Below are 18,833 nucleotides of genomic sequence, written 5' to 3'. Positions count from 1 at the left end.
ATCACCACCTACCCCTTAGTGTACTGAAGAAATATGAAAATATCATGAGAAATTGAACACTCCGCATAAAAATCCCATGAAAAAATGACTATATTTTTTCTATATCATGCCTTTAAAAGGTCATAAAAAAGACCCGATGTAAAAAGTCCAAGAGGGTCTTTACAGACACCATACACAGATTCCTCCCAATCATAAAAAATTTCCCCATAGCTAAATAATAAGCATAAGTATCAATGGCTAACCATAATAAAAAGACTATGGAATATTTCCATAGTCTCTACAAAATGGGGTTCGGAACGGTCTCATCCCGAATGAGAATTTTTACCTTGATTTTAAAACGAGACTTAGTCTTACTCCATAGTTTTTACTGTGTCATATGGGATGAAGCCCTCTCTAGTTTGAAGAAATTTGCGACACTCCTGCCGAATAACTGGCTCGCCGGGACCCCACAGCAGCTTGCGGAAAGGGAGCGGATTTTTCTGAAATCAACCGGAACGTTTAATAATGATCCATTTCATTCACCGCTCCAATGCAGGTCAATGAATTCATCGCGTCCCGATTTCGCACGGTCCGCTTTATAATCATCTTTGTTTTTTTTATGATAGCCTTGATGGTATTCTTCGGCAGGATAAAAGGTTTGGGCCGGAAGGATTTCCGTTACGATGGGTCTCTGGAATTTCCCGCTGGCCGCTACATTTCCTTTCGCCTCAAGAGCCAGCTTCTCTTGAGCTTCATCATGATAGAAGATGGCTGTCCGATATTGACTGCCCCTGTCATGGAATTGACCGCCATCGTCGGTTGGATCAATTTGCTGCCAATATAGTTCCAGCAATCTTTCATAAGGAAATAACTGAGGATCGAAAGTGATTTCCACGACTTCATAATGCCCCGTAGTTCCCGTCTTCACTTCCTCGTAAGTCGGGTTTTCAACATGTCCTCCCGTATAACCGGATACGATCCCCCCAATCCCCGGTTGTTCTTCAAATGGTGTCACCATGCACCAAAAACAGCCTCCAGCAAATGTAGCCTTTTGCATAATGATCATCCCCTTCCCTGTATGTAATAAAAATTAATATACCATATTCCTATCCTGACACTGTGCTTTTTTGATTTGCGAAGCCGCCATTACATGCGCCAAAAGGGATTTACCCTTTGATCAATCTTTTGACCAGCCCTTTTCCTTGAATCTTACAATAGCTTCGACGCGGTTGCTTACATCCAATTTATCAAGGATGACCGATATATAATTACGGACCGTTCCGTTAGTCAAATAAAGCTGGCTTGCGATTTCCTTTGTGGTCTTACCATCCGCTATCAATTTGAGCACTTGGCACTCTCGTTCAGTCAAAGGGGTTTTCTTCTTCGAAAGCCATATCCACCAGCTCAGGAGCATAAATGCGCCGACCATCCATGATGACACGGATCGAGTTCGCAAGTTCATCACTTGGGCTATCTTTCAGCAGATATCCACCTACCTCTGCCTTTCTGGCTCTTTCAAAATACCCAGGACGTGCAAAAGTGGTCAAAATGATGACTTTGCATTGGTGGCCCTGATCCTTGATCTCCTCAGCTACATCAAGCCCAGTTTTAACTGGCATTTCAATATCGGTTATACAGATATCCGGCTTTAATTGATTGACGAGATTCATTGCTTCTTCCCCATTGCTCGCTTTTCCTACAACTTCCATATCACTTTCCAAATCAAGGATGGAACCTAATGCGCCAAGCAGCATCCGCTGGTCTTCGGCAATTACGATTCGAATCAATGTTAATCCCTCCTATCCATTATTTTTTATAGCATTCGGAACCCTTATATAAAGTGTCATTCCATCTGTTGATTTAATATCCAGGCTGCCATTAACGAATTCGAGCCTTTCTTTCATTCCTTGAAGCCCATTGCCTTTAAAAAACTCTGATCTATGTGAAAGCCCCACTCCATTATCCTGTACTGTGATCGTCACCCCTGTTTGTAATTCTTCGATGACGATATTACAGCAGTCGGCACCGCTATGTTTGACGATATTGGTGACGGCTTCTTTCAAGCACATGCTTAAAACCGTTTCAACAAGCAAAGGGGTATCTTGCAATTCCGTGGTGCCTTCCAAATTGAATTCTATCTCTGCCGCTTTCAATATTTGCTTGACCCGGATGATTTCATCGCTAAGCTTTGCCCCGCGCATTTCCGACACCATTTCACGTACTTCCTTGAGTGCCGTCCTCGCCGTTTGACGGATATCCTTGATTTCCTTCTTGGCCGAATCCGGATTTAAATCGATCAATTTCCCTGCAAGGTCACTTTTCAAGCCAATCAAAGACAGTTTTTGTCCAAGTGTGTCATGTAAGTCACGGGCAATCCGCTGACGTTCTTCCATTTTGCCAAGCTCTGATATTCTTTTATGTGCGTCCTCCAATTGTTCTTCCAGCCTGCCCCGTTTATTCCGATTATATGTGTTGAATGGGAGCAGGATCACGCCTACCACACAAATGAGCATAAAGGGAAATTGCGAAAAGAAAGTAGGGTCTTTCATGATGAAACCAATATTGACAGACACGATGGTAGCCAATAGCTGGATCGAATATAATACGAAAAAACCAACCTTATTTTGAACATTCCCAATAAAGAATGCTAAAAAAAGCGAAAAGTAAATGTAGCTAAAAAATATGGTCATGGATATGGATATGACTATTTGTATCGCCGTCCATACGTATACGGGCCATCCCTTCGAAACGAATGAGAGACCATATGATATGAAAAACAAAATGATCATGACGATTCCAAAGACAATCTCCAACATCGAAGAAGATTTGAAAATGAAATAAAAAGGTAGGATACAAAAAATGATCCAGACATAAGGGCTCAGCCCTGTGTTCTTCGGAAAGATATGATACCAACTTTGCATGGCGCCGCCTCTATTTCTTTTTACCCTAGTATATACTAAGGAGTTTCATCAAAAAACCACCCAATGGAAATTGAATGGTTTTTTGATGAACTATTTATTTTTCTTGAAGACTTGGACGTTTATTATTGATTTCCACCTTTGATTTTGTTTCATTCAGACGTTCCTTAATCTCTTTAAAACTTACAAACGCCTTGTTTTCTCCATCATAAAGGCGGAAGCGAAGCGATTTTAAACTTGAACTAAGGGTGATTGTCGTTGCCTGCTGCAAAGGCAGGGTGGAATCATGGACTTTTTCCAGATTATAGTTTGGCACTCTTGGACTAAGATGATGCACGTGGTGGAAACCGATATTACCGGTTACCCATTGCAAAACCTTTGGAAGTTTATAATAAGAACTTCCATCAATGGCAGCCTTCACGTAATCCCATTCCGATTCCTCTTCGAAATAAGAATCTTCGAACTGATGCTGTACATAAAACAGCCAGATGCCAAGTGATCCCGTTACAAAAAGCATCGGTACCTGAATCATCAGGAATGCCTGCCATCCAATAGCCAAGCATAAAAGACCATAAATTGCCACGATTGCTGCATTTGTCAAATACGTATTCATCCGTTCTTTCTTTTTAGCGCCTTTTTTATTCAGACGGTTCGATACAAGAAATAGATAAAATGGACCTAATCCAAACATGACGATCGGATTTCTATATAAACGGTAAGCCAGACGCCCCCAGAATGAAGCGGCGATATATTCATCAACGGTCATGATCCAAATATCTCCTGTACCGCGTTTGTTTAAATTACTGCTTGTTGCATGATGTATGGAATGGCTATGCTTCCATTGCTCATACGGAAATAATGTAACGATTCCACTGATTGTACCCAGGATGCCATTCGCTTTCCTGCTTTTGAAAAACGATTGATGACAGCAATCATGGAAAATGATGAAAATCCTGACTACGAATCCTGAAGCCAGGACGGCCAATGCAAGGGTCAGCCAGTATGAAATGGTTAAGCTTTGATAAGCTAAAAACCAAAACATGAAAAATGGCGGAAATGTATTTATAAGCTGTTTCACACTTGATTTAGTATTGGATTTTTCAAAGGGGGCAATATCTTTTCTCAATTGTTTTTGATTATGATTACTCATGATTTCCTCCTCATAATATATAGGAATGGAGTGTTTAAATGGATTGGTTCCATATTTCGAAAAACTTTGGCCGCATCTCTTCTTTAAGTATAGGAACAATAACCGATTTTCTATAGTCATAAACGTCAATTCCCTGCCATGACACTTGTCATATACTTGTCCGCTTCAACACTTTCCACACGTATTTTTTCCTCTTTCGTCATTTTTACACTTCAAAAAAACGATGAATTCCAATCAAACTGTTTCCAAGAAAAATGCCTGACATTTATTCGATCAATAAAAAAAGATCCGCCGTTTTGGCGAACCCATTTATAACTTGATCGCATAAACCCGTTCTGGACGTCCTACCGTGCCATATGTTAAATCGGCATCAATTTTTTCCTCTGACATCAAGTGCTCCAGATAACGCCTTGCCGTTGTCCTGCTCACCCCGATCTCCTTTGCCACTATTTCGGCTGTTAACCCCGGGGAGGATTTCCCCAACACAACCATCACCTTCTCCAAAGTCATCCGATCGATCCCTTTTGGCAGTGAAGTTTGTTCCCTCTCCTTTTCTTTCATTTCCTTTCGCAAAAGCTTATCCACCTGTTGCTGCGTTACTGGAAAATTGCCCTTTTCCAATTCAGACAGTTTAATGTGATACTCTTGATATCGGTGTAAGGACTGCTTGAATCGTTCAAATGCGACAGGCTTGATAATATAATCAAATATGCCGATTTTGATGGCTTCCTGGACTTTTTCGATTTCTTTAGCCGCCGTTATCATAATGACATCCATTTGTTTGCTTTGCTGCTTGATTTCTTTCAGGATATCAAGCCCATTCATATCCGGAAAATACATATCGAGCAGCAATAGATCCGGCTGCATGATTTCAATGAAGCTTTTAGCCTCGTCATAGCCTGACGCGATCCCGATCGTTTGAAACCCCTCAAGCTTTTCGATGAATAGCTTTTGTATCTCGGCAATCCGCAGGTCATCTTCTACGATTAATACTTCTATATCGCGAGTGGCCATCATTTAATCCCCCTCTGTTTTTTGGTATGGCAACAGTAAAAATCGTATATTCTCCTTCTTTCGTCGAAAAAGTGATATATCCACCTAATCCACCAATCGCTTCCTGAACAAGGCTCAAACCTATACCTGAATTGGTTTGATGGCTTTTCGTCGTAAAACCGTTCTGGAAAATCAGTTCGGTAACATCTGAATTCATCCCTTTACCATTATCTTCAACCTCTATGATCAACTCTTTACCCAAGTCCGTGACGAACAACGATACCCTTTTTTCCTCCCTTTCGTTTTCCCTTACTGCCTCGAAGGCATTATTGATGAGGTTGCCGATGATCGTCACTAATAAATCCCGATCTATTTCGGACGGAATATCTTTAAAACTGCTTTCTCTATCAATTGTAAAATCAATTTTCAGCTCGCTGGCTAAACTTACCTTACCTAAGATGAACCCAGCAATGATCGGATCAGGTACTTCCTTCATTAGAAAGTGAATGAAGCCTTGGGTGACATCCACTTCTTTCGATATGAAATCCATTGCTTCTTTATATAAACCGAGTTGAATCAAACCTAGCAGAGTATAGAGCCGATTCGAATATTCATGTGTCTGGGCCCTCAGCCCTTCTGCATATGCCTTTACATGTGACAGTTCTTGAAGGAGATTGGCTAATTCCGATTTATTTCTCAAACTTGCAACTGCACCGATGATTTCACCCTGTCCATTCAAAATGGGGATCCGGCTTGCCAAAAAAACTTCACCATCAATCATGAATTCCTGATCATACTCGGCCCGTGCCGTGCTGACTACATCAAGCAAATGTGTATGCGTTATGACTTCTTCGATTTTTTGCCCGCGAAGCATGACGTCTTTAGGGATATGAAGGATTTTATGCGCCGTTTCATTGACGACCGTGATTTTCCCGTGAACATCAATGGCAATGATGCCTTCATGAATGGATTCCAAAATGGCATGCTTCTCTTGAAACATCCAGGCGATTTCTTTCGGCTCCAGACCCAAAATCGCCTTTTTTATATTGAATGAAATGAAAAAGGCTATCAATAATCCGCCGATTAATATAAAAGAGATGATCCAGACTATCTTTCTTTGTATACTGGACAATTCTTTTTCAATATCATCCTGAAGGTAGCCAACGGAGACTACACCAATGACTTTTTCATTTTCGATTATCGGGGATTTTCCCCTAATGGAAGGTCCCAATGTCCCAGTGGACTCCGTGATGATGGATTTCCCATCCCAAACCTCGGCGTTATCCCCCCCTACCATTTTCTTCCCTATCAAGTTGGGATCTGGATGGGACAGCCGTGTTTCATTCTCATCTCCTATTACTATGAATTCCGCATCGATCTGCCTGCGAATTCTTTCCGCGATGGGCTGAATGATTACAGAAGGATTATCCGTTCGAAAAGCTTGTTTAATTTCAGGCAGCAAAGAAATGGTCTGGGCAACCGACAATGCTTTTTCCCCTGTTTCCTGCTTCAGGTTATTTTCCAGGATATTTATGAAAATAACTTCAAAGATTCCACCCATTAAGATGATTAACGTACAGATGCCCAGCATCAACTTGGTGTGTAAACGCATTCAATCACCTCTACTTACATCATATAAAAAAAAACCCCTTTAAAAAAGGGGTTTTTTCACAACATTCAGAAAATGATGGTTAACCTTCAATATTGATGACAACATCCTTCCCTCTCTTCTTAAGTAAAACCGGAATGAGCAGCCATAATGCCGTTATGATCAGGAATGTCAGGGAAAGCGGCCGAGTGAAAAACAAACTGTAATCACCATCGGATATCGTCAGGGCCCTGCGCATATTATTTTCTATCATCGGTCCTAAAACCAGTCCTAATACCAACGGGGCGATTGGATAATCATTTTTACTTAAGAAATATCCCAAGACCCCGCATCCCAGTAATAGCAATAAATCATAAGTAGATACTTGTACCGCATAAACGCCAAAAATGGAAATCGCGATAATGATCGGAATCAAATATTTCTTTGGCGTTTCTATGATTTTCGCAAATACCTTAACGAGCGGGAGATTAAGGATGAGAAGCATAAGATTCCCGATGAACATACTGGCGATAAGTCCCCAAGCCACCTGAGGATGGTCCTCGAATAATAATGGACCTGGCTGAACATTGTACATCATGAGCGCACCCATTAAAATCGCCGTTGTACCGGAACCCGGAATTCCCAGCGTCAATAATGGAATCATCGCTCCGCCAGAAGCCGCGTTATTGGCCGTTTCAGGACCAGCCACTCCAGCGATCGCCCCTGTACCAAATCTCCCGGGTTTTTTTGAAATCCGTTTTTCCATAAGGTATGAGAAGAAAGACGCAAGAGTAGCCCCTGCACCCGGCAGGATTCCTATAAAGAAACCTAAGAGCGACCCCCTCGCAATGGGCCCCGCAGATTCCTTGAATTCTTCTTTGGAAGGAATCAAATTATTGATCTTTGCAATTTCCCCATCATCCTCGTCTTTTTCCAAGATTGTCTTGAATACTTCTCCAAGGGCGAATAGACCGACTGCGATCGTCAGGAATTCGACCCCTTGATACAGCCAAGGAATGTCGAATGTAAAACGGGCGATCCCGGATACATTATCAATGCCTATCGTCCCGATCAACAAACCGCAAACCGTCATGATCAGTGCCTTGGTTACGGATTTTCCCGCGAGGCCGCTGACTGCCGCCAACCCTAGAAGCATGAGCGAAAAATACTCAGCCGGACCGAATTTAATGGCAATCGTCGATAATGGCTGAGCCAAGGCAATCATGGCGATAAGGGTGACGATCCCTCCGACGAAGGAACCGATTGCCGAAATGGATAATGCACTGCCGGCTCTTCCCTTCTTCGCCATTTGGTAACCATCCAATGTGGTGACGACAGAAGAAGATTCGCCAGGTGTATTCAATAGGATTGAAGTTGTCGATCCTCCGTACATCGCTCCATAATAAACACCTGCAAGTAAAATGATGGCGCTTGTTGCCGCTTGCTCTGGTGGAAGTCCCCCAGTAATCGAAGCGGTTACCGGAATTAAAAGAGCCACACCGCTCATCGGGCCGATCCCCGGCAAAACGCCGACAGCCGTACCGATCAATACTCCGACAAATGCAAAAAGTATGTTATACCAGGTTAGTGCCGTTTCAAACCCATGAATTAAATAATCAAAAGTGCCCACTTCACATCCCCCTTCCTTTTATGAAAACCAGATTGGCCACCCCGGCAGTGTCCCCTTTAAAACATTCACGAATAAATAATAGATGATCCCGGAAAATCCTGCGGAAATGATGAGCGAGGTCACCCACTTATTCCGTTCCATCGTTTGAAAGCAAACAAACAAAAAGAGAAAGGTCGTAATGACATATCCTATCGTTTCCAATGTCAAAATATAAATCAAGGTGGAGAGCAGAATGATGATAAAGGGCTTATATTCAAGCTTTTCCTTACCCGATTCCTGCACCTTGCTCCGAAATGCCTCATAGAATAGGCGAATACTTAAAACAGCAAGAACGAGCCCCAATACAAAAGGGAATATGTCCGGTCCTACCGAACTTCCATAAGAAGAACTGGCCAGTTTCCTGCTTCCTATCATAAACAGCACTCCGACAGCCAGAAAGGCTACAGATGCAAAGCGGTCAAATTTAACATCCATCATAATCCCTCCATTTCAGAAAATAAAAAGAAGGTGAAAGCACCTCCTTCTTCTCGATTATTTTTCCATCCCTAAAGCTTCTAATAATTGCTGCACCTGTTTCTCCTGTTCTTCTAAAAACTTGCTGAATTCTTCACTATTTTTATATTCTTGTTCCCATCCTTGTACTTCCACTTCCTTTTTCCATTCAGAAGTTTCAACTAGCTTTGCAATGGTTCCGTCCCAAAAGGTTTTGGCTTCATCAGACATATTTTGAGGTCCAAAAACGCCTCTCCAAATCGTGAATTCAGCATCAACACCCTGTTCCTTTGCCGTCGGAATGTCCTTTAGATCACCACCCAAACGTTCAGTCGAGGTTACGGCCAATACTCTAATCTTTCCTGCTTTTAAAAATTCCCTGACACTGGATGCATCCGTTCCGATCACATCTGCATTTCCGCCAAGCAATGCCGTAATCGCCTCCCCGCCACCGTCGTATGAAACGTACTTAAGTTCAGTTGGATTCAAGCCATATTCATAGGCTGGCAGAATGGAAATCAAATGATCCATGGATCCCGGAGCCGATCCTCCTGCAAAGGTCAACTTACGCGGGTCTTTCTTCACCGCTTCCAGCACTGATTTCAAATCCTTGAATTCAGAATCCGCCTTTACCACTATCGCCCCATAATCTTTTGTCAGCTGCGCCAAAGGAGTCGTATTTTTATATCCATAAGGACTGTTGCCTTCTTTTTTAAGGTTATTGATGATGACAGGCGGTGAATTCACTAACAGCATGTCATTGTTATCCGCTTGCTGTGTTGCATAATCCGCCATGAAAACAGCGCCCCCGCCACCTGGTTTGTTTTCGACGGTCAATGGCTGGTTCACCAGTTTCGTCTCACCCAAGACCTTTGTAAATGAACGGGCGGTTAAATCCCATCCACCGCCTGCGCCCGAAGGAGCTACGATCGTTATGGCTTTTTTCGGATAACCTGTACTTTCTTTCTTTTCTCCTGATGTATCCGAACTGCTGCATGCACCTAAACTTAAAGCTAACGAACCTGCCAATAGTACCGCTGAAATCTTTTTACGAGAAAACATGATAATCCCCCTTTTGAAAGCGTTTTCTTAATTCTACAAAAATATCTTCGTTTTCTTTGATTGCCCAACTAAAATGCATAAATTCCATAACTTCCATATTGTTCATAAAGTTTTATGGGCGGACATGGGGAAAAGGCCCGCCCATTAAGAGCAGCCCTGCTAGAATAATATTTTTGATAGATATACGACCATCGTTACCGTTATACAGCTGAATAAAGTCGACATCAATACCGCCTGTGCCGCATACTCCGGATGGTTGTCATATTCCAAAGCGAATAATGCGCTGTTTCTTGATGTTGGAAATGAGCTTGCGATAAACAATCCCTGAGCGACAGTCCCTTCCAAGCCCAGCATGAGAATGATCAAGAATGCGATGGATGGTGAAAGTATTAACCGTCCAATCAAGCTAAGGATAAGCGGGAGCGGGAAATGCGTTATTTTCAAATAGGCACTCTGTGCACCCAATGTAATCAATGCAATGGCTATGAAGGCACTCGCGATATTATCAATCGGGGTCCATAAGAACAGAGGAATTTCGAAAGAAGCAGCCTGTAATAGAAAACCGAGTAATAGAGCATAAATGACGGGGTTCTTCAAGAACTCACGAATGGCACCCTTAGCACTTTTTGTATGGACGGAAACGGAATTCATCAATCCATAAGTATAGGTCAACAGGTTTTGAAAAATGATCACGATGACTTGGATCGACAGGCCAAGGGGATTCCCATGAAAAACCATCTGGCTGACCGGTAACCCGAAATTAGCCGAGTTATTCAAGACTACACTATTTTTAAACGTGGCAGAAAGACTTTGATCAAACCTGGCTAGTTTAGCTACCACTGTACTCACGATGATGAGGCTTACTGCTTGAAGAGCAAGGAAGCTGAATATCTGGACGATCATCCCACCACCCATGTTGCTTTGATAGATATTGACAAAACTAATGGCCGGCATGAGCAGGAAGTGATTCAATTTAGACAGTGTATTCATATCCAACTTGAATTTACGATGCAAAATGGCCCCAGCCCCTATAAGGAAAAAGACCGGCACAATGACATTCAATACGATCAGTAACAGGACACTCACTTGACTTCCTCTCCATTCCTTAGGCATATTCCTGATGATTTACATCTCCCATCTATCATAATGCCGGGATAACCATAATTAAAATACCAATAAATTATCGTTAACCATTCAAAAAAGGAATGATAAAAAAGCACAGAGGTTTCTGTGCTTCCTTTTAAATATCACGCATGAAATCAACGTCTTTGACAAATTCGACAAACTCCTTGACCAGTTTTAATTCCAGTGACTTTTCATGATATAACATCCACGTATTCCTGATAAGGGGATTGCCATGCTTATCCTTAAGGTCCATTTGACGGAGACTTTGGTCTTTCTCCAATAAAACACTGGGAAGGATACCATATCCCAGGCCATTCTTGACCATTTCTTTGCATGTATCACCTTTATCCACTTCCATCCCCACCAAAGGAGGCCCAGAAAAATTGTCTCTCCACCAATTATCGATCATGGTTTTCAAAAGAGCATCTGTCCCATAATCGATCCTCGGCAAGAACGGCAGGTTCCGGGCTTCGATTTCTTCCTTGGAAGCAATACAAATCGTTTCCTCAAAAAGATGATGCCTTGATCCTGACCATTGATAGTCCCCCCGAACGATCCCGACATGCACTTCCTCCTTATAAATGAGGTTCAGCACTTCTTTACTCCATCCGGTTGTCACATGGAAATCCACTTTAGGATATCGCTCACGAAATATTTTCAGCAGGCCCGGCAATTTATGCAGCGTAATATAGTTGGAAACACCAAGCCGTAATGTTCCACTGATCTCCTGGCCCATATTGAATGCTGTCTCTTTTATCTGCCGGAGCCTGATCAGCATCTCATCTGCACAGACTGCCAAATATTCCCCTTGAGGGGTGAACTGCACTCCCCTTGTACCACGCTCCACGATCTTTAGATTGAATTCCTTCTCGATTTGTTGAATCCGTTTCGTTAAAGAAGGTTGCGAGATATATAAACTTTGCGCCGTTTTAGTAATATTCTTGTTTTCATGCAACACCTTTAAAATATGCCAATCCCGTTCGTTCATAACCCTTCCCCCGATACGCTTTTCCTTGAATGTTTTATCCAAACTGTACCACAAAAGGCCTGTTGGATATATCCTTTTACAAGTACAAAAAAAGCCCAGGCCATGCCGGCAAGGACTTTCCCACAAGCATCTCTCAAGCGGAGGACGCTCAGTCATTCAATTGAATTCTTTCAGGGCATGTGTAGATATTCAGTGAATCATTACGAATGAACCCGACCGTGGTGATTCCCAATCCTTCAGCCAACTCCAAAGCCAATTCGGTTGGAGCAGATTTCGAGAGTATCAGTTCACAGCCGATTTTCACCACTTTCAAGAGAATTTCTGATGAAATCCGGCCGCTGAACACGATAGCTTTCCCTTCTATCGAAATGCCATTTTTCAAGCAATGGCCGTATATTTTGTCCAAGGCGTTATGCCGCCCGATATCCATCCTGCTTAATACGAGGCCATCGACATCACATAATGCGGCATTGTGGACTCCGCCTGTATTCTGGAAGGTGACAGCGGAATTTTGTAAATCCTTCATCAAGCGAAAGCAGTCATCAGGAGTCAGTCTCACCGAAACATTATCCATTTTCTTGGCAGTCAATGCATCATTCACAAAGACGAACCCTTGTCTGCTCATTCCGCAGCATGATGTAATATACCGCTTATTTTGAAAGTCCTGGAAGTAGGGATTCACTTTATCTGTCTTCACATGAACAAAGCCTTCTTTTTCCTGGACCCAGATTTCTTTTATCTCATCATATTTTTTGATGATGCCTTCCGAAGCCAAATAGCCAATCACCATATCCTCGATGTATTCAGGTGTACAAACCATCGTGACGAATTCCTGGCCATTTATTTTGACAGTAACGGGATACTCCGTTACGATCGTATCCTCCGTCCGCTCGATGTTACCTTTGGTTATCCGGATGATGTCCCTTTTCATTTCAATCGCTTTCATGTTCCCACTCCTTTTAATATCCAGGAGCCAATTGACCAATATGTAAGGACATGGTCAATGCCCGTTGAGTTTGTCAGCTATATTCTTATCAAATACAAATACGGAAATCGCTATGTTCTCTTTGATTTTGATGTCTGAAAACAAATGGACCAGTTTAGCTCCAACCAGTTCTTCCATTCCATCAGGAGGACTCTCCGAATACACATCCTGAACCATTTTGGTTCGCGCTGAATGGACCATATCCCTTCCTTCCTCTGATCTTGATATGAACATTTCCGTAGGAGTCAAATTCCCATATAACGTAGAAACGGCCATATTTTCCACGAATACCGTGTGTATGCGTTCTGGTCCTTTACCGAATAGTTCCTTGCGCAGCTTACGAATCATATCATTGAATTCATGGATAACTTTTGACACCGTTACGTCACTCCAATTCAAGAAAAATAAGTTCTCAATTTTCTTATCATAAATCAAAGTGAAGAAAAACGAAAGGAATTTGGGAATGATAACCTCTTTCCAGGATTGTTTCTTTTCATAATTAAAGGTATAATATCAATGATGAAAGTTGGGAGCACAATAGTGTACTGTTGTGTCCTATCTTTTTTAAAATTATCCATTATGGTATGGATTGGTATATTGGCAAGCTTTGCTATTAAACTATTCCACCATGACCTACATTTCCGTTCAGAGCCGGAGGTGTGATCATGGTGGTTTTTTGCGTGTTTTTGGCTATAAAAGGGGGAAATATAATGAGCGATTCAAACATCACCATCAAAATCAATGGGAAGGATTATACCGCTAATGAAGGAGCGACAATACTGGAGGTCATCAACCAAAATGAGATGGCCCATCCACAGATTTGTTTTGTTCCTGAAGTGGATCCGATCCAAACGTGCGACACATGCATCGTCGAAGTTGATGGGAAACTCGTCCGATCATGTTCAACAAAAGCAGTGAACGGCATGGATATAGCCTTGGACTCAAGCAAGGCAAAAGAAGCCCAAACCGAAGCCATGGATCGGATCCTGGAAAACCATTCTTTATACTGTACTGTATGTGATAATAATAACGGAAATTGCAAACTGCATAACACAGCGGAATTAATGGAAATTGAACATCAAAAATATCCTTACACACCGAAAGTGGAATTGGGTGCCGTCGATATGTCCCATCCATTTTACCGCTATGATGCCAATCAATGCATCGCATGCGGGCAATGTGTCGAAGTCTGCCAAAACCTTCAGGTCAATGAGACGCTGTCCATCGACTGGGAAGCAGAACGTCCTCGGGTAATCTGGGATGAAGGAACGGAAATCAATGACTCATCCTGTGTAGGCTGCGGACAGTGTGTAACCATTTGTCCATGTAATGCATTAATGGAAAAATCGATGCTGGGTGAAGCTGGCTTCATGTCAGGTTTGAAAAACGATATGCTTGAACCAATGATTGACCTTGTCAAAGAAGTGGAACCTGGATACAGCGGAATTTTTGCCATTTCGGAGATTGAAGCGGCAATGCGTGATACACGGACGAAGAAGACAAAAACGGTCTGTACGTTCTGTGGGGTAGGATGCACATTCGAAGTCTGGACAAAAGGCCGTAAAATCCTTAAAGTCCAACCTACTCATGAAGCACCCGTCAATGCGATTTCCACATGTGTGAAGGGAAAATTCGGTTGGGACTTCGTAAACTCGGAAAAACGTTTGACAAAGCCCCTGATTCGGAAAAATGGAAGATTCGTTGAATCAAGCTGGGATGAAGCACTTGATTTGGTCGCATCCAGACTCGGTTCGATCAAACAACAATACGGCGGAAATTCAGTAGGCTTCATTTCCTCATCCAAGATCACGAATGAAGAAAACTATGTGATTCAAAAACTGGCACGGCAAATGTTCAAAACGAATAACGTCGACAATTGCTCGCGTTACTGTCAATCCCCAGCAACAGACGGACTGTTCCGTACAGTCGGCATGGGCGGAGATGCTGGTACGATCAAAGATATCGCCGCAGCAGGTCTTGTCATCATCGTTGGGGCTAACCCGGCAGAAGGACATCCCGTACTGGCAACACGCGTTAAACGGGCACACAAGCTTCACGGACAAAAACTGATCGTAGCTGACATTCGCAAAAACGAAATGGCCGAGCGTTCCGACATCCATATCAGTCCAAAACAAGGAACAGACCAAGTTTGGTTAATGGCGGTTACAAAATATATGATCGACCAAGGCTGGCATGATCAAGAATTCATCAATGACAACGTTAACTTCTTCGACGATTATAAAGAAGTACTTGAAAAATATACCCTGGAATATGCAGAAACACACACAGGTATTTCAAAAGGAACATTGATCCAAATAGCCGAAACCATTCGCGATGCAGACGGAACATGCATTCTCTGGGGAATGGGCGTTACACAAAACACCGGTGCTTCCGATACTTCGGCTGCAATTTCCAACCTGCTATTAGCCACAGGTAACTACCGCCGCCCAGGAGCGGGAGCTTATCCGCTTCGCGGCCATAACAATGTACAGGGCGCTTGCGATATGGGCACCCTGCCAACATGGCTTCCGGGATATCAGCATGTTACCGATGACGTGGCACGTACTAAATTCGAAAAGGCTTATGGAGTGAAAATCGATGGCAAACCAGGCTTGAACAATATTGAAATGCTTAAAGCGATAGAAAAAGGCGACATGAAGGCCATGTATCTTGTAGGTGAAGATATGGCACTTGTTGATGCGGATGCAAACCATGTAGATAAAGTGTTATCCGGATTGGATTTCTTTGTTGTCCAGGATATTTTCCTTTCAAGGACAGCCCAATATGCCGACGTGGTATTGCCCGGAGCTCCATCTCTTGAAAAAGACGGAACGTTCACCAATACGGAGCGCCGTGTACAGCGTTTATATAAAGCCCTTCCCACTATGGGAGATTCTAAAGCGGACTGGGAAATCACTCAAGAGATCGCCAACCGCTTAGGTGCAAATTGGAACTACACTCACCCTAGTGAAATCTATGATGAAATGGCAAGCCTGTCACCGATATTCAGCCAAGCGAATTACGATGTGCTGGAAGGATGGAACAGCTTCCTGTGGGGAAGCCATGATGGATCAAACACGCCGCTTCTATATGTGGATGGCTTCAACTTCCCTGATAAGAAAGCACGATTTGCACTGGCTGACTGGGTAGAACCTCATAAATTCCCAGAAGAATATGACCTTCATATCAATAATGGACGCATGCTGGAGCATTTCCATGAAGGCAATATGACGAACAAATCCAATGGAATCCAATCGAAAGTACCTGATATTTTCGTTGAGGTTTCACCAGAACTTGCAAAAGAACGTAAAGTCAATGATGGCGGACTCGTTCGCTTAGTGTCTCCATTCGGGGCCGTTAAATTAAAAGCCCTGATCACAGACCGTGTTAAAAATAATGAGCTATTTTTACCGATGAACTCCGTCGATAAAGACTCTGCCATTAACTTCCTGACTGGTCCTATCTATGATCAACGCACAAGCACGCCTGCTTATAAACAGACGATGGTCCGCATGGAAGTATTAAGCGCAAGCGGAGACATCCCATTACCGGGTACCAATCCACGGAACAAAAAACGTCATCCTCAAAATGGTGTCGAGGTTGAACGTAAGTGGGCCCGTCCAGGGTATGTTCACTTAACGGATAAATAAACAGGGAGGGTGAAGATCATGGCAGCTCCTATTACGGAAATCCATAATCCCATTACTGAGGAAGAAATGAAGCTACAAAAACTAGAAGAACTGAAAACGCTGATCACCGATAATGAAGATGCATTGAACAATATGTTTAAAATCGTCAATGAACTGAATGATTCGGGAGTATTTGAAGCCGCGACCTCCATGCTTCAAGGAAAAGAACAAATTGCGAAAATCGCTCTTCAACAAATCACTAGGCAACCTGTCACAAACCTGATCAATACCCTCATGGGGGCAACAGGAGCCTTGATGAACGCCGATGCCGCACAATCCACGAAACTGCTTAACAGTGCACTTGCAGGAATCGATGAAGGAAACAAATTCCTTCAGACCGATAAGAAGATCGGTGTAATGGATTTAATGAAAACATTGAATGATCCAGACATAAACCGGGCGATCGGTTTTGGCGTCCACTTCCTAAAGGGAATGGGCAAGGAACTAAAAGAATAGAATCAGGACAAAGACTCAAGAGAAGCATCTTTTGAGTCCTTTTTCTATCTTGTAAGACGAACTTGTCTAAAAAGAGAAGACCTTCTTATTTTATTAATACCTACAACTATTATACTAGGCATGTTTTTTCGTTAAAAATAGGTATTAAAACCTAATATTTTATATTTTTTAAAATAAAAGTAAATTTATATGAATCATTAGCTTGGAAAACAGTACAAGATCAAGTTCGTAATGGCTCGTAATGGCTTAGTTGCTGCAAAAGTAAAACGAACAACTGCTGAAAGTGTAGCGTATTGGATAAGATTAGCATTGGAGTGGATGATTTAATGAATCAAGAAGAAAAAATTAAGGAATTAGAATATGAATTGTTTTTATTGAAGCATGCATTTTTTAAATTACATGATAGTATGGCCCCGAATTTAAAGTCCAGGTATTATGAGTTATTATCACATGGCTTTACAGAGCAAGAGGTTAGTGAGTTAGATAGAATTTTCATGTAGGTTTACGGCACAAAAAATTATCCCTCAAAGGAAGATATGAGAAAAAAATGGCGGATATAAAAAATATGGATATTGAAGAATTACATATTGCCTCAGTAAAAAAAATCTTATTAGCTTATCAAGCTGATGGAGTTTTCCCAGTAATAGATATTATTTTGGAGGATTTTCAAAATGTTGATGTAGATATAGAGAAATAATTTAAGGTCATTCATCAAAATAAAGGCTGTACACCTTCCCCTTATTCACACCACGGCTTGTCAGATTCAAGGACTGTAAGATTCTCGTTGCACTGGATGCAGAGGAAACGCATAAAGAATCCCTCAACTGCCGATTCGTTATATTCGAGCCAATTAGATAAAAATAATCTCGTAAAGCCTGGATATGTGCAGTTTTACTGGATTGTAGGCATTGAGGGCAAAGCCATGTGCCATGTCTTCTAAATAACTGATTTTCCTTGCAACTCTCGCATATCACTCCTTTTATTAGGTCCTTATCGGTAAGATTGTATCGTTCCAGGATGGAAAAGTCCGCATCGATATGGTGTTTATTCTTTAGGCGAACTGCTTTCTTCAAATCTTTTTCACTTAAACTGGAGTCTGTTATGGAATCTTCCATTTGCTTAATTTTAGATGGAAGTGCATCGCGATGGATGACTTTATAGTGGAGTTTATGGTTTTCAGGAGCTGTACGGATGATTGTTTGGGGATTACTGATGACTATTAATGAGAGGATGGGCAGTGAGCGAAAACCGTTTTTCAAGAACCAATTCGTCAACTGTGATTCCTGGCGGCTGACTTGTATGATGGGATCTGGAAATGCCGTCTCTTTTCCTTCTATCGTTCGAATGAGCTGATTGAAATGCGGATCAAAATAGATTGCCCCTGCAATGTTCTTCACTTCAATGATAAGCGCATATTTTTTGGAGACTAATAAGGTATCCAATTGAAAAAATCTTGATTGATCCTGCAGCCTTAAATCGTGGAAGATGAAATAGCTTTCCGGTTCAAGAAAGCTTAATGGAAAATCAATGGAACATTCTCCTTTATAGCCCGCTTCCCTTTTTTTGAGATCGTTCATGATTACGGGGATTTTAGGGTGATTCGGAGGTAACCTGCACGCTAATGCACGTAATTTACGTATGGCAAGAGGAACTTTTCGCTTTTTTACAATCAATTTCATCGCTCCAATCTAGGTTTCTCCCAAAGGATTCTACAGCAGTAGAGAATATTCCTTTAAATGATGGCGATTGTATAATTCATCTGCAAAAGCGGGAAATAT

17 protein-coding genes and 1 pseudogene are annotated in these 18,833 nt (G+C 42.1%); 4 read left to right on the top strand and 14 right to left on the bottom strand.

Annotation, left to right across the window (positions count from 1 at the left end; translation table 11 throughout):
* Positions 1-514 precede the first annotated feature (514 nt).
* The 13 genes and pseudogenes from msrA to QFZ73_RS13010 form a co-directional block, all read right to left on the bottom strand.
* A complete protein-coding gene (msrA, locus tag QFZ73_RS13070; RefSeq protein ID WP_251426644.1) occupies positions 515-1,036 on the bottom strand; it encodes a peptide-methionine (S)-S-oxide reductase MsrA in 522 nt (173 codons plus the stop codon).
* Positions 1,037-1,156: 120 nt separating this feature from the next.
* Positions 1,157-1,766, bottom strand: a pseudogene (locus QFZ73_RS13065) (response regulator).
* A gap of 12 nt (positions 1,767-1,778) precedes the next feature.
* Complete coding sequence (locus QFZ73_RS13060; RefSeq protein ID WP_251426646.1) at positions 1,779-2,900, bottom strand: sensor histidine kinase; 1,122 nt, start codon at positions 2,898-2,900, stop codon at positions 1,779-1,781.
* A gap of 94 nt (positions 2,901-2,994) precedes the next feature.
* Positions 2,995-4,047 carry a Delta(5) desaturase DesA gene (gene desA, locus QFZ73_RS13055; protein ID WP_307266663.1) on the bottom strand — a complete coding sequence of 351 codons (1,053 nt, stop codon included), beginning with the start codon at positions 4,045-4,047 and terminating at the stop codon, positions 2,995-2,997.
* A gap of 309 nt (positions 4,048-4,356) precedes the next feature.
* On the bottom strand, positions 4,357-5,064 hold the full coding sequence (locus QFZ73_RS13050; protein ID WP_251426649.1) for a response regulator: 708 nt from the start codon (positions 5,062-5,064) through the stop codon (positions 4,357-4,359).
* Positions 5,021-6,652, bottom strand: a complete 1,632-nt coding sequence (locus QFZ73_RS13045) for an ATP-binding protein (protein WP_251426651.1) — start codon at positions 6,650-6,652, stop codon at positions 5,021-5,023. The genes QFZ73_RS13050 and QFZ73_RS13045 overlap by 44 nt, the downstream gene beginning before the upstream one ends.
* A 79-nt stretch (positions 6,653-6,731) precedes the next feature.
* Complete coding sequence (locus QFZ73_RS13040) at positions 6,732-8,258, bottom strand: tripartite tricarboxylate transporter permease (RefSeq protein WP_251426653.1); 1,527 nt, start codon at positions 8,256-8,258, stop codon at positions 6,732-6,734.
* Between the two features lie 18 nt (positions 8,259-8,276).
* A complete protein-coding gene (locus tag QFZ73_RS13035; protein WP_251426655.1) occupies positions 8,277-8,732 on the bottom strand; it encodes a tripartite tricarboxylate transporter TctB family protein in 456 nt (151 codons plus the stop codon).
* A gap of 57 nt (positions 8,733-8,789) precedes the next feature.
* The gene (locus tag QFZ73_RS13030; RefSeq protein WP_307266658.1) at positions 8,790-9,812 is read right to left on the bottom strand and encodes a tripartite tricarboxylate transporter substrate binding protein; all 1,023 of its coding nucleotides are present in this window, start codon (positions 9,810-9,812) and stop codon (positions 8,790-8,792) included.
* Positions 9,813-9,971: 159 nt separating this feature from the next.
* Entirely contained in the window at positions 9,972-10,898 is a 927-nt protein-coding gene (locus QFZ73_RS13025) for an AEC family transporter (protein WP_307266656.1), read from the bottom strand.
* A 154-nt stretch (positions 10,899-11,052) separates the two neighbouring features.
* Positions 11,053-11,925: a LysR family transcriptional regulator gene (locus QFZ73_RS13020; protein WP_307266654.1), complete on the bottom strand. Its 873-nt coding sequence runs from the start codon at positions 11,923-11,925 to the stop codon at positions 11,053-11,055.
* Positions 11,926-12,073: 148 nt separating this feature from the next.
* Positions 12,074-12,856, bottom strand: coding sequence for a formate dehydrogenase accessory sulfurtransferase FdhD (gene fdhD, locus QFZ73_RS13015; RefSeq protein WP_373459007.1), 783 nt, complete (start codon positions 12,854-12,856; stop codon positions 12,074-12,076).
* 69 nt (positions 12,857-12,925) lie between these two features.
* Entirely contained in the window at positions 12,926-13,288 is a 363-nt protein-coding gene (locus QFZ73_RS13010; RefSeq protein ID WP_063234138.1) for a Na-translocating system protein MpsC family protein, read from the bottom strand.
* A 332-nt stretch (positions 13,289-13,620) separates the two neighbouring features.
* On the opposite strand from QFZ73_RS13010, the gene fdhF reads away from it, so the two are divergent.
* The 4 genes from fdhF (at position 13,621) to QFZ73_RS12990 (ending at position 17,752) form a co-directional block, all read left to right on the top strand.
* Positions 13,621-16,560: a formate dehydrogenase subunit alpha gene (gene fdhF / locus QFZ73_RS13005; protein ID WP_307266649.1), complete on the top strand. Its 2,940-nt coding sequence runs from the start codon at positions 13,621-13,623 to the stop codon at positions 16,558-16,560.
* An 18-nt stretch (positions 16,561-16,578) separates the two neighbouring features.
* Positions 16,579-17,055, top strand: a complete 477-nt coding sequence (locus QFZ73_RS13000; protein ID WP_307266647.1) for a helical membrane plugin domain-containing protein — start codon at positions 16,579-16,581, stop codon at positions 17,053-17,055.
* Between the two features lie 293 nt (positions 17,056-17,348).
* Complete coding sequence (locus QFZ73_RS12995) at positions 17,349-17,555, top strand: hypothetical protein (RefSeq protein ID WP_307266645.1); 207 nt, start codon at positions 17,349-17,351, stop codon at positions 17,553-17,555.
* 47 nt (positions 17,556-17,602) lie between these two features.
* Entirely contained in the window at positions 17,603-17,752 is a 150-nt protein-coding gene (locus QFZ73_RS12990) for a hypothetical protein (protein ID WP_307266643.1), read from the top strand.
* 7 nt (positions 17,753-17,759) lie between these two features.
* Here the strand turns inward: QFZ73_RS12990 and QFZ73_RS12985 are convergent, their stop codons facing one another.
* A complete protein-coding gene (locus QFZ73_RS12985) occupies positions 17,760-18,728 on the bottom strand; it encodes a nuclease-related domain-containing protein (RefSeq protein ID WP_307266641.1) in 969 nt (322 codons plus the stop codon).
* Between the last annotated feature and the right edge of the window lie 105 nt (positions 18,729-18,833).

It is taken from the genome of Peribacillus sp. V2I11, from assembly GCF_030817135.1.
GTDB classification, from domain to species: domain Bacteria; phylum Bacillota; class Bacilli; order Bacillales; family DSM-1321; genus Peribacillus; species Peribacillus simplex.
The sequence above is the reverse complement of the archived record's forward strand: the minus strand, read 5'-3'. Positions and strand labels throughout refer to the sequence as shown.

Excerpts from the sequence above, each read along its gene's own strand:
- msrA (WP_251426644.1), bottom strand. The coding sequence starts at position 1,036 with ATGCAAAAGGCTACATTTGCTGGAGGCTGTTTTTGGTGCATGGTGACA.
- QFZ73_RS13060 (WP_251426646.1), bottom strand. The coding sequence starts at position 2,900 with ATGCAAAGTTGGTATCATATCTTTCCGAAGAACACAGGGCTGAGCCCT.
- desA (WP_307266663.1), bottom strand. The coding sequence starts at position 4,047 with ATGAGTAATCATAATCAAAAACAATTGAGAAAAGATATTGCCCCCTTT.
- QFZ73_RS13050 (WP_251426649.1), bottom strand. The coding sequence starts at position 5,064 with ATGATGGCCACTCGCGATATAGAAGTATTAATCGTAGAAGATGACCTG.
- QFZ73_RS13045 (WP_251426651.1), bottom strand. The coding sequence starts at position 6,652 with ATGCGTTTACACACCAAGTTGATGCTGGGCATCTGTACGTTAATCATC.
- QFZ73_RS13035 (WP_251426655.1), bottom strand. The coding sequence starts at position 8,732 with ATGGATGTTAAATTTGACCGCTTTGCATCTGTAGCCTTTCTGGCTGTC.
- QFZ73_RS13030 (WP_307266658.1), bottom strand. The coding sequence starts at position 9,812 with ATGTTTTCTCGTAAAAAGATTTCAGCGGTACTATTGGCAGGTTCGTTA.
- QFZ73_RS13020 (WP_307266654.1), bottom strand. The coding sequence starts at position 11,925 with ATGAACGAACGGGATTGGCATATTTTAAAGGTGTTGCATGAAAACAAG.
- fdhD (WP_373459007.1), bottom strand. The coding sequence starts at position 12,856 with ATGAAAAGGGACATCATCCGGATAACCAAAGGTAACATCGAGCGGACG.
- fdhF (WP_307266649.1), top strand. The coding sequence starts at position 13,621 with ATGAGCGATTCAAACATCACCATCAAAATCAATGGGAAGGATTATACC.
- QFZ73_RS13000 (WP_307266647.1), top strand. The coding sequence starts at position 16,579 with ATGGCAGCTCCTATTACGGAAATCCATAATCCCATTACTGAGGAAGAA.
- QFZ73_RS12990 (WP_307266643.1), top strand. The coding sequence starts at position 17,603 with ATGGCGGATATAAAAAATATGGATATTGAAGAATTACATATTGCCTCA.